A 10,788-nucleotide genomic window follows, 5' to 3' on the forward strand; every position below is an offset into this window, starting at 1 on the left:
GAGATATTTTACCTGAAAGTATTAGCGGTCAAGTTGTGAGTTTGGCAGATAAACTTGATACTTTGGTAAGTATTTTTGGATTGGGAATGTTACCTACAGGTTCCTCTGACCCCTTTGCTTTACGTCGGGCAGCAAATGCAGTGGTTAATATTACTTGGTCAGCCGAATTATCGATAAATTTACATCAATTATTAGAACAGATTGCTACAGATTTTACAAAATTTTATCCCGAAGCAGAATCAGAATTATTGCCACAATTATATGACTTCTTTTTGCAGCGAATTAGAACAATTTTACAAGAGGAAAAGAACATTGATTATGATTTGGTAAATGCAGTTTTAGGAAATAATGATTCTGAATATACCGAACGAGCATTAAAAGATTTATTAGATGTACGGAACCGTGCAATTTTCTTACAAAATATTCGGCAAAATGGTCTGCTTGACCAAATCTATGAAACTGTTAACCGTTCAACTCGTTTAGCGGCTCAAGGTGAGTTGGATAAAATACAACTTGCACCTGAAAAAAATGTGGATTTAAACTTATTTCAAAGTCAATCAGAATTAGCATTTTATAATGCTTTAGTTGACTTAGTACCTCAGACAAAAATATCTCAACAAACCAGAAATTATCAACAGTTAGTAGATGCTTTGGCAAAAATTGCCCCAACTGTAAGTAATTTCTTTGATGGGCCGGAAAGTGTGTTAGTAATGGACCCAGACCCGAAAATTAAACAGAATAGATTAAATTTATTAGGGTTACTCCGTAATAATGCAAGGGTATTGGCAGACTTTGGAGAAATAGTTAAAAGCTAGTGCTGCTACGCAGCAGTAAAAAGTTAAAAGTCAAAATTCAAAAGTCAAGGGTGTGCCATTACGACTAAAATACAAGCTGTAAAAGGTATTTAACAATCCATCACACAGCACTAGCACTATCAGGACTTACGCAGCACCGCTACATCTAGTGTATAAATTGGTCATTGTTGCTGATGTAACCACTATAATTAGTGTCGTTGCGTAAGTCCTGACTATGTTAGATATTTAGGTCTAGTACTATTAGTTAAGGAAATACTAATTTGGTGCGTTACATTTCATTAACGCACCCTACTGGACTGACACACCTAAAATAGTTCATAATTGTAAGGTGCCTATTATGGCTTATGCTATCAAAGGTATTTAACAATCCGTCGCACAACACTATGTTAGATATGTAGGTCTAGTAATATTACTTAAGGAAATACTAATTCGGTGCTATAGGCTAATTAAGCGATAATTTGGGACAATTATTTTGAGTTTTTTATTGTTAATAAATACCTCTTTTGTTGAAGTTATGAAAGTTAAAATTGTTAGTTTTTAATAGTGAGAAAAGCTATCCCAATAAAAACTTTTTAGCCTACTCTGTTGTAAAATAAAAATAACTATCATTTGGTAATTTGTAAATTTATCAAAATATCTACCAAAAAATATTTATTATGCCAAAAACTCATATTATTGGTCTAGGAAAATCAGGTGTTGCTGCTGCGCGACTACTAAAGAAAAATGGTTGGGAAGTAGAACTGAGCGATCGCAATACATCCGACTATCTTGAACAACAGCAAAAACAATTAACTCAAGAAGGTATTACTGTTAAGTTAGGTTATTCGTTTGAACCGGAAACATCTTTAGATTTAGTAGTTGTTAGTCCCGGTGTACCTTGGGATATACCCCCACTCCAACGCGCCAGAGAAAGTGGAATTGAAACTATTGGAGAAATGGAATTAGCATGGCGATATCTCAAATCTTCCCCTTGGGTAGGGATAACTGGTACTAATGGCAAAACTACTACCACTGCTTTAGTTGCTGCAATTTTTAAGACCGCAGGATTCAACGCCCCTGCCTGTGGTAACATTGGCTATGCTGCTTGTGAATTAGCTTTATTAGAAACTCCGCCAAATTGGGTAATAGCAGAAATTAGCAGCTATCAAATAGAATCATCTAACACCCTTGCACCTCAAATTGGTGTTTGGACTACTTTGACCCCCGATCATCTGAGTCGCCACTATACTATAGAAAATTATTTTAATATCAAAGCATCTTTATTAAATCGCTCTCAAATACAAATTTTCAATAGTGACGACTCGTATATACGTCAACATGCAACTAACCTTGGACATAATGCCCACTGGACAAGTATCAAAGGTAAAGCTAACTTAGTGGGAGATACTGGCAAAGGAGTTTACATTGAGGATGGGTCGGTAGTAGCATTTGGGGAAAAAATAGTTTCTGTAGAGTCGCTGCGAATGTTGGGAAATCATAATCAGCAGAATTTATTGATGGCAGTAGCAGTAGCGAAATTAGCAGGAATAGAAAAAGAGGCGATCGCCTCTGCAGTAAAAACATTTCCTGGTGTACCTCATCGCTTAGAATATATTTGCACTTGGAATGGAGTAGATTTTCTCAATGATAGTAAAGCAACAAATTATGATGCAGCAGCAGTTGGTTTAAGTGCTGTACCAGGACCTGTGTTATTAATTGCTGGTGGTGAAGCTAAACAGGGTAATGATAACGACTGGTTGCGACGAATTAAGGAAAAAGTTGCTGCTGTTTTATTAATAGGTAATGCTGCTGAGACTTTTGCCAAGAGACTACAAAAAATTAACTTTCATAATTATGAAATAGTAGGAGAAATGGAGCGAGCAGTAATTAGAGGTGCAGCATTAGCAAAAAAATATGATGCCAAAGTTGTATTATTATCTCCTGCTTGTGCAAGTTTCGACCAATATCAAAATTTTGAACAACGAGGCGATAATTTTCGGGAATTGTGTTTAAAACTTATTAGTCAAGAAAGAAAAATAGATAATAAAAACAAAAAATGTGGGTGTTAGGTTTAGGGTTTAAAAAATTAATGATTAATAATTACCTATACTTAAAACTAATTTGTGGGATGGATTGATTTATGCTTGAACTTAGAGGGTTTTAACCTTAATTATTTGGCAATCGAGGGAGATTTCAACAGAGAATTCAACACAGAAATATGAGAGATAACTATGTCAAATTTAACAGTTAAAGATTTAGAAAAGCTGCAAGTAGACTATCCAGATTATCGAATGGAATTAGTAAGTGGAGAAATTATTGTGATGAGTCCTTCTGGTTTAGAATCAGATGAAGTAGCAGCAGAAATAGTTGCTCAGTTACGAAACTGGGTACGACCTCGGAAATTAGGTAGAGTTATTGCTTCTAGGGGAGGTTTTCGTTTACCGAATTCAGATAGAGACATCCGCACACTAGATACTTCTTTTATTCGTGCAGAAAAATTACCCCGTCCTACAGAAGATTATGTAGAATTAGTTCCCGACCTAATTTTTGAAGTTAAATCTAAAAGTGATAAATTACCAAAATTGCGTGAGAAAATACAAGATTTTCTAGAGTTAGGAACTATTGTCGGTGTATTAGTAGACCCCCGCAGTCGGACAATGGAAGTTTATAGGTTTATGAGAGAGAAAATTGTCCTCAGAGATGGAGATGTTTTAGAAGTAGCAGAAATATTGCCTGGATGGAAATTGCCTGTAGCAGAGGTGTGGGCACCAGAGTTTGAATAGAAATTGTATTGGAAAATCAGACAAAAAGAATAGTTCAACAATTAATAATTAATAATTAATAATTAATAATGACCTCTTCTTTTCAAGGAGAGGATTGACTCAAAGGAAATTTTTTTCTTGTTTCTCCTTTAAAGGAGAAGCTTTCAAGCTTAATTATTCGGTAAAATTTAATGGAAGGAAAACAACTATCTTTATTTCCTAATTTAGAGAATCAAAACGATAAAAATTATCATAAAAAAGCAAAACTAGGACGTTATGAAAAAATCCAATATGAATTAAACAATAATGACAGCGACCCATATAAAAAATTCATTAAAATTGAAGAGAAACCCATATTGAAATCTGACTATAAATTTATCGATTTGTTCTGCGGTGCTGGAGGAATGACACAAGGTTTAGTACAAGCAGGATTTAAACCAATAGCAAGTGTTGAATAAAATTCAATAGCATCAGCAACCCATAGAAAAAATTTTCCTATAACTCATCATTTTTGTGGGGATATCAAAGAGTTTAATTCTACAGAATGGCTCAATCAAATTGGTTCACCAGAAATACATTTAGTAGTAGGAGGTCCTCCATGTCAGGGTTTTTCAGTTGCCGGAAAACGTAATCCTGATGACCCTAGAAATAATTTATTTCGAGAATTTGTGAGAGTAGTTTCTGAAATTCGTCCTTGGTACATTATTATGGAAAATGTGCCTGGAATTATTACCATGAAAAAAGGTGCTGTTAAAGCAGAAATTTGCCAAGCATTTATCGATATTGGTTATTCTAATGTATCTGTAGCAATTCTAGAATCTGCTGCTTATGGAATTCCACAAATTCGCCCTAGAACTATTTTTATTGCCAATAAATTTGGCATGATAAATCCTTATCCAAAACCTCAACTATTACCCCATCAATATAAGGCAATTGAATCAGCAATTTCTGACCTTCCAGAATTAACTCCGATTCCAGAAATTAATCATCAATGGACTCGACATTCACAAGAATATATGAAAAGACTTGCTAAAGTGCCTCCTGGTTGTTCTTTATATAAAACTTATGCTGATGCTTTTAAACGACAATATTTGGGTAAACCAAGTATGACTATCAAAGAAAATCATGGTGGTACTCATATTCATCCTTACCTTAACCGGGTAATTTCAGCAAGAGAAATGGCAAGATTACAGAGTTTTCCCGACTCTTTTATTTTCGAGGGTTCTATGAAAAAAGCGATGTGGCAAATTGGTAATGCTGTACCTCCTCGTTTAGCAGAATGTATAGGTTATGCATTGATTCCTTTTTTAAATAAAATTGCCAAGGTAAGGAAGAAGGAAGAAGGAAGAAGGAAGGAAAGTACCTGAGTCTATAGATCGATACCATAAAAGTTGTGGTCTTATCTAAACCGTATTGGATGATCAGGGAGTAGTAATTGATAATTGATGGATGATAATTAATTTTATTTTTTATTTTTGGAGATGTCTAATAGTTAATTATCCTGTTTAAACTCAGTTAGCTTTTGATTAAGAGTATTTCGCCAAATATCAAAATTATACCAACCAAATCAGATATTTCTACCCAAAACTGTGTTATTATTAAATATTAGCTGAAATCACCTTAAAATTTAACTTTTCCAGGAGTAGTATGACTATAGAAAGTGAAAAAAAAGATGAAAAAAAATACAGAATTCTCAGCCTAGATGGTGGTGGCATCCGTGGAGTTTTATCCGCAAGAATTCTCAAAAAAGTAGAGGAAATTCTAGAAACAAAAGGCCACAAATTACATACATATTTTGACTTAGTTGCTGGCACATCTACTGGCTCAATTCTAGCTGCTGGTATTGCTTGCAAGAAAAGTGCTGGAGATATGATAGGACTCTACAGGGATGAGGGAAAAAAGATTTTCCCCAACAGTGTGCGTTCGGCAAGGAAAAGGAGATGGTTGAGCCAACTTTTTGGAGATAAAGTTCAGAAATTTTTGACTAAACCTTTCGGAATTAAGGTGTTATACCCCAATCAAGATGGAGAACCGGGTTTAGCTCAAGTATTGCAGGAAAAATTAGGACCTGCGAAGTTGAGTGATATCAAGGAACTTTGTATTCTGATTCCTGCTTATGATGTTAAGTACCGAAACACAACTTGGTTTTGTAATTTTGATGATGAACCACAATGGTATGACAACATAGAGCTATGGAAAATATGTACTGCTTCAGCAGCAGCTCCAACGTTTTTTCCCCCTTATAAACTTTTTTCTGATAAAGATGGATATCTTCCGCACATTGATGGTGGGGTATCAGCTAATAACCCATCGTTAATTGCGATCGCTCGTGCCTTTGAACTTGACAAAACATCAAATTGGAGCAATATTGCTGTACTCTCTATTGGAACTGCTCAGACAACTAAGTCCTACGAATATGAAGAAGTTGAAAAGTGGGGATTGGCAAGTTGGGCTAAGAATATACCCAATATCTTTATGGACCCTGCTGCCATAAGTTCAGAAACGATTTGCAGGCGAATGATGACAATGCAAGTGGGCAGTGACCGCAATTACCTACGTTTGAGTTTTGATCTAAAAAAATTTTGCAACGAAGAGTATACTAATATTAGTAAGCAGGAGAAGAAGAAAAAGAAAGACATGATTGAAGAAATAGACAATCCTAATAACTTTAAGGAGCTAATAAAAGCGGCTGAATGGTATCTTGAGAAAGGCGACGTTATCAAGTATGAAAATAAAAAATATGCTAGAATGCAAGGAGTAATTGAGGGAATTGAAGACTTTATTAATAGTAATCCTAAGCCTAAGCCTATTATTGATTCAAATTCTAAGCCTAATTAAGTCTTCAGTTATGAACAACATATACAGGACTTACGCATAACCACCATATCTAGTAGGGGCGATTCGCGAATTGCCCTCACTATATTTAGTGTCTCGGTGTAAGTCCCGATCTATAATTACCATACTTATGATTCTCCTGAGTATCAACAAACTTTTAATACTCTATTATGAAACTTAAAAATTACTTTTATGGTTTTCTTACTGCATTAGACATCTCCAGAAAAGAGGGAATAGGGAATAGGGAATAGGGAATAGGGGGAAATAACTGATAATTTCTGTACAATAATTGATTTTATTTTTGATTTTTGGAGATGTCTATTAGTAATAGTATTAGCAACTAACTACCTGCTCGCTACACCGGAAAAATCAAACAGAAGTAATTGATGTAACTATTCCTGATGAGTTATAAATATTTTATTAATTTATGTGGATGCTATCCCCGAAAAAAACGTGCTACTAGAACTATTATTATTAACAATTTTAGGATTTCTTGGCAGTTTCGGTCACTGCGTCGGAATGTGCGGACCATTGACTGCAACTTTCTCTCTTTCTACCCAGTCGCAGAGCGGAACCAATGTTCTATCGCCAACTCCTCCTAACAAATGGCATCAATTTCAATTTCATACCCTGCTTAACCTCGGCCGCCTCTGTAGCTATACCTTAACTGGTGCTGGTATTGGTGCATTGGGTTCCGTATTAGTAGCAAGCGGTCATTTAGCTGGCATCGACAGTGACTTGCGACGATGGTTAGCAATACTCACAGGTTTAATGCTAATTTGGTTTGGTCTGGCAAAAGTGCAACCACAACTATTACCCAAACTACCAATATTCCATCCCTTGAAAAAAAACAACCTGCATAACCACCTGAGTACAGTCATGGTTAACCTCTCCATGGAAAACAAATGGTGGACTCCCGCTTTTCTCGGTTTAGTCTGGGGTTTGATGCCATGTGGTTTTCTGTATGCTGCTCAAATTAAAGCGGCAGAAACTAGCAATATCTGGTTAGGTGGAGCGACTATGTTGGCGTTTGGGTTGGGAACATTACCCTCAATGTTAGGGGTAGGAATGTTGACATCTTTTTTGAGTGCAGACAAACGTAGTCAACTATTCCAGATGGCAGGATGGGTGAGTATTTTTACTGGCATCATGGTAGTCATGCGCAATGGTGAGATGGTGGACTACAGTGGTTCTGCTGCAATATTATGTTTGATGTTAGCCTTGGTAGCGCGACCTCTAAGTCTGTTTTGGAGTCAACCTCTACGTTATCGACGAGCAATAGGAATGGGAGCATTTGTTTTGTCGGTGGCACATACAGGAAGAATGTTAGACCACAGTTTAAATTGGAATATGCAGGCAGTATCGTTTATGTTGCCTTTGCATCAGGTAGGAATATGGGCAGGTATTTTTGGTTTGGGGTTAATGTTACCGTTAGCGCTGACGAGTTTTGATGGGGCGGTGAAATATTTGGGTAAATGGTGGCGAAGGTTGCATTTGTTAAGTGTTCCGGCATTTTTGTTATGTGGGGTTCATGTGGTGGCGGTGGGTTCCCATTATTTGGGTGCGTTGGAATGGAGTTTCGGAAATCAGTTGCGTGCTGTTTTTTTGGGTGTGACAATATTAGTTGTTTTGATTATACGTTCACATCAGTTTTGGTCTTTATTTTCTATAGGCAAATATTATGTACCACCACTGGAACAAGTTAAAATTCAAAACCAAGTGCACAATTCGTAAGCATTTCCTGCGGACTGCTGCGCAAACAGCTATCAGCGGTCAGCTATCAGCTTTTTATTAATGAATGAAGCAAATTCGTTTAACTCCTACTACATTCTCAACCAGAGATTCGTACTCTGAAGCTTTGACAAAATTGCTTTTTTCTCCTTTATTCCAATTTGATAAATGTTTGTTACAAATGGTAGAAGTAAGAAAGAAGGAAGAAGGAAGAAGGAAGAAGGAAGAAGGGGTAAATATTGAAAAAAAGGGAAAAAAGATAGAGATAACTATCTCAAATGAACTGGATAGACTATTTTTAAGCAGATCCGATCAATGTCTACCTTTTTGTAGCATTCTTTTTTCAAATTGGTATTAAAGGTAATAAAACTGAAGTCCGCCCATAATTCTGAGGTAATCTGAAAATTTCAAACAAGCTAAATATAGCCAATAATACTATTTGATAATAAATTTAGGAGAAGGTAAAAAAATGTTTTTTTGTTAAAAATTAGTCTGAATGTTTCTTTGCTAATTTTGATTTCTTCTTTTGGTGGAGAAACTACAAAGTTTAACAACAATTTTTCGTCAGAATTAATTGATAATCATCAAAAAACAGATGATTTAGAGCCGATATTTTTATCTACAGACAGTCAAAAAATAAATTACTTTCAGTTTGCTTATGCAAAGAACCAAGAGTCTGTTTTAGAGTCTCAACAACTGACAAAACTAGTTCATTCTTTTTTCAAATTTCAAGCTCATAATGTTGAAGTTTCTGAAGATGTGGCTTGTACTTTTCACATTACTCCCAATCATAATCCAAAGGTAGGTAAACCTTCTTTAGCCTGGTTTGCTCTCACTCGTAAAGGTGGAAAAAGTCTTCCTTTTAGTGAATGTGATTGTCAGTTAAATGTTTATTCTCAACCTCGTAACGCTGAAAGTAAACCGATAATGAATCCAGAATTAAAAGGTATTGATACTGAACAATATCAAGAGATACCAGGAACAGAAATTACTTTTCCCAAATCTGGTGTTTATGAGTTAGAAATTATTGGGAGTGCCAAAGATGGAAAAAGTTTTAAACCTTTTAAATTTAATTATTCCGTGACAGTTACTGGTGGTTAATTAATGGATAATTACTTAAGGTAAGTGCCTTTTTATAATCGAAAAAGTGTGCCTGTTTCAATTCACTTACCCTCAAAAAGTGAGTATTTTGAGATGATTATGGCAGAAAAATCAAAGAACCATTATTCCTCCTACTTTCTCTGTCTTCCCACACTTCCCAAATTCCCCTCCTAGGAGGGGAGGGGCGAGGGGTGGGTCTCCACACTTTGCTTTTTTCAGGAATTTATTGATAATTTTTATGACAGTCATGTAATCGTTTACTTAACCAAATAACTGAACCTAAGACAATCCATAAATAACCCCCTACAATAGGAATATAGGCAACAGGAAGATGACCTCTAGGTGCAGTTAAATCATAAATTAAATCCGAATTATTAATACATACTCCTTGTTTAGACCATCCCACCCACTCCCCAAATAAATTAAGATTCTCTTTTGAAGCTAGCAATAATTTCGATTGTACAGTAAAACCAAAGTGACAGTTACTGTAATGTAACCATAAATTATCAATAGTCTGTAAATCTGTACAAGGAAGTTTAGATATACTCTGATTGTCAAGATAATTGAATTGAGAAAAACCACTTATTTGTTCTAAAATAAGCCTAGTTTCTATATCTGCTTTTTGCCATTGTAAATTTTCTAAAAAAGTTTGTAATTTTGAATAATCGATTCTCTTATTAGTAGCTAAAGATATAGGAGGTTTAGGGATAGAAATAATAGGAGGTTTAGGAATAGGATAATTTGATTCTTTTTCTATTGTTAATTTTTCTTTTCTTGAGTTTTCCGATTCATAATTAGGTTTAGCTTTGTAATGACGCTGATAATATCTGACTAGCATCCTTGCAAAATATACCAATAGAATAACAATAATAAAAACCAGTAATCCTATAAGCTTCATTGTGGATAAATTATTATGGAAGCACTGAATTTATAGAATAGTTCTTATGTTACTTAAGAACTATTTTGCTTTGAAAGTTAATTAATTAGGGTTTGCTGAAAAAGTATTTTAGTAGGGGTAGGAGACAACCCACCCCTCGCCCCTCCCCTCCTCGGAGGGAAATATAGGAGCAATGGGAATGAGCGAGGAGGTAGAAGTAAGAATTTTAAGAATGATTTTTTTGCCCAACTATGCGCCTAAAATACTAACTTTTTGAGCGTTTTACACGTGATACCAGGCACTTTTTTAGAACCCAAAAATGCTAAAGTATTTATATGTTAATGCTTTTATATTTAATCAGCAAGCCCTAATTACCAAAAAAACCTCCCCTTGTGTTTTGTTGTGCTGAAGATTGATTATTAAATTGGTTTTCATCAACAGATAATACGACAGGTAAAATAAAAACATATTCAGAAAGTTTTTGATTGGGTGCGCTGCCAAAATTGAGATTTTCCTTATCTTCACTCTGAAGAAAAAAGGAGAAAAAGTTTTACTTATCTCCTAAACTATCAGGGACAATTGTAGCGATCGCCTTTTAAGTACAATTGGCCTTTTGAAGCATTGGCCACAATCTTCTAAGGGCCAAAGAAATAACTTTAAAGGCAATTAAAGTCTTAAATCCTTTAGC

General features: G+C 35.3%; 8 protein-coding genes and 1 pseudogene. 8 read left to right on the forward strand and 1 reads right to left on the reverse strand.

What is annotated here, in order from left to right; genetic code table 11:
* From SAGCYANO_RS41090 to SAGCYANO_RS41125, 8 genes and pseudogenes are all read left to right on the forward strand, one after another.
* The coding region (locus SAGCYANO_RS41090; RefSeq protein WP_202225283.1) for a glycine--tRNA ligase subunit beta at nt 1-815 on the forward strand (815 nt) is incomplete at its 5' end.
* A 656-nt stretch (nt 816-1,471) separates the two neighbouring features.
* Nucleotides 1,472-2,863: a UDP-N-acetylmuramoyl-L-alanine--D-glutamate ligase gene (gene murD / locus SAGCYANO_RS41095; protein WP_202225284.1), complete on the forward strand. Its 1,392-nt coding sequence runs from the start codon at nt 1,472-1,474 to the stop codon at nt 2,861-2,863.
* A gap of 162 nt (nt 2,864-3,025) precedes the next feature.
* The gene (locus SAGCYANO_RS41100; protein WP_202225285.1) at nt 3,026-3,577 is read left to right on the forward strand and encodes a Uma2 family endonuclease; all 552 of its coding nucleotides are present in this window, start codon (nt 3,026-3,028) and stop codon (nt 3,575-3,577) included.
* A 170-nt stretch (nt 3,578-3,747) separates the two neighbouring features.
* A pseudogene (locus SAGCYANO_RS41105) lies at nt 3,748-4,923 on the forward strand (DNA cytosine methyltransferase).
* Nucleotides 4,924-5,203: 280 nt separating this feature from the next.
* Nucleotides 5,204-6,394, forward strand: coding sequence for a patatin-like phospholipase family protein (locus tag SAGCYANO_RS41110; protein ID WP_202225286.1), 1,191 nt, complete (start codon nt 5,204-5,206; stop codon nt 6,392-6,394).
* Nucleotides 6,395-6,844: 450 nt separating this feature from the next.
* The gene (locus SAGCYANO_RS41115; protein WP_202225287.1) at nt 6,845-8,125 is read left to right on the forward strand and encodes a sulfite exporter TauE/SafE family protein; all 1,281 of its coding nucleotides are present in this window, start codon (nt 6,845-6,847) and stop codon (nt 8,123-8,125) included.
* A 64-nt stretch (nt 8,126-8,189) separates the two neighbouring features.
* Nucleotides 8,190-8,480: a hypothetical protein gene (locus SAGCYANO_RS41120; protein WP_202225288.1), complete on the forward strand. Its 291-nt coding sequence runs from the start codon at nt 8,190-8,192 to the stop codon at nt 8,478-8,480.
* A 119-nt stretch (nt 8,481-8,599) separates the two neighbouring features.
* Nucleotides 8,600-9,223, forward strand: a complete 624-nt coding sequence (locus SAGCYANO_RS41125; protein ID WP_202225289.1) for a hypothetical protein — start codon at nt 8,600-8,602, stop codon at nt 9,221-9,223.
* A gap of 223 nt (nt 9,224-9,446) precedes the next feature.
* On the opposite strand, the gene SAGCYANO_RS41130 is transcribed toward SAGCYANO_RS41125, so the two are convergent.
* Nucleotides 9,447-10,061, reverse strand: coding sequence for a GUN4 domain-containing protein (locus tag SAGCYANO_RS41130; RefSeq protein ID WP_202225290.1), 615 nt, complete (start codon nt 10,059-10,061; stop codon nt 9,447-9,449).
* Between the last annotated feature and the right edge of the window lie 727 nt (nt 10,062-10,788).

It is taken from the genome of Okeania sp. KiyG1 (assembly GCF_014132355.1).
Classification (GTDB): domain Bacteria; phylum Cyanobacteriota; class Cyanobacteriia; order Cyanobacteriales; family Microcoleaceae; genus Okeania.

Bases quoted from the DNA above. Each gene is read 5' to 3' on its own strand.
- murD (WP_202225284.1), top strand. From the start codon at position 1,472: ATGCCAAAAACTCATATTATTGGTCTAGGAAAATCAGGTGTTGCTGCT.
- SAGCYANO_RS41120 (WP_202225288.1), top strand. From the start codon at position 8,190: ATGAAGCAAATTCGTTTAACTCCTACTACATTCTCAACCAGAGATTCG.
- SAGCYANO_RS41130 (WP_202225290.1), bottom strand. From the start codon at position 10,061: ATGCTAGTCAGATATTATCAGCGTCATTACAAAGCTAAACCTAATTAT.
- SAGCYANO_RS41110 (WP_202225286.1), top strand. From the start codon at position 5,204: ATGACTATAGAAAGTGAAAAAAAAGATGAAAAAAAATACAGAATTCTC.
- SAGCYANO_RS41100 (WP_202225285.1), top strand. From the start codon at position 3,026: ATGTCAAATTTAACAGTTAAAGATTTAGAAAAGCTGCAAGTAGACTAT.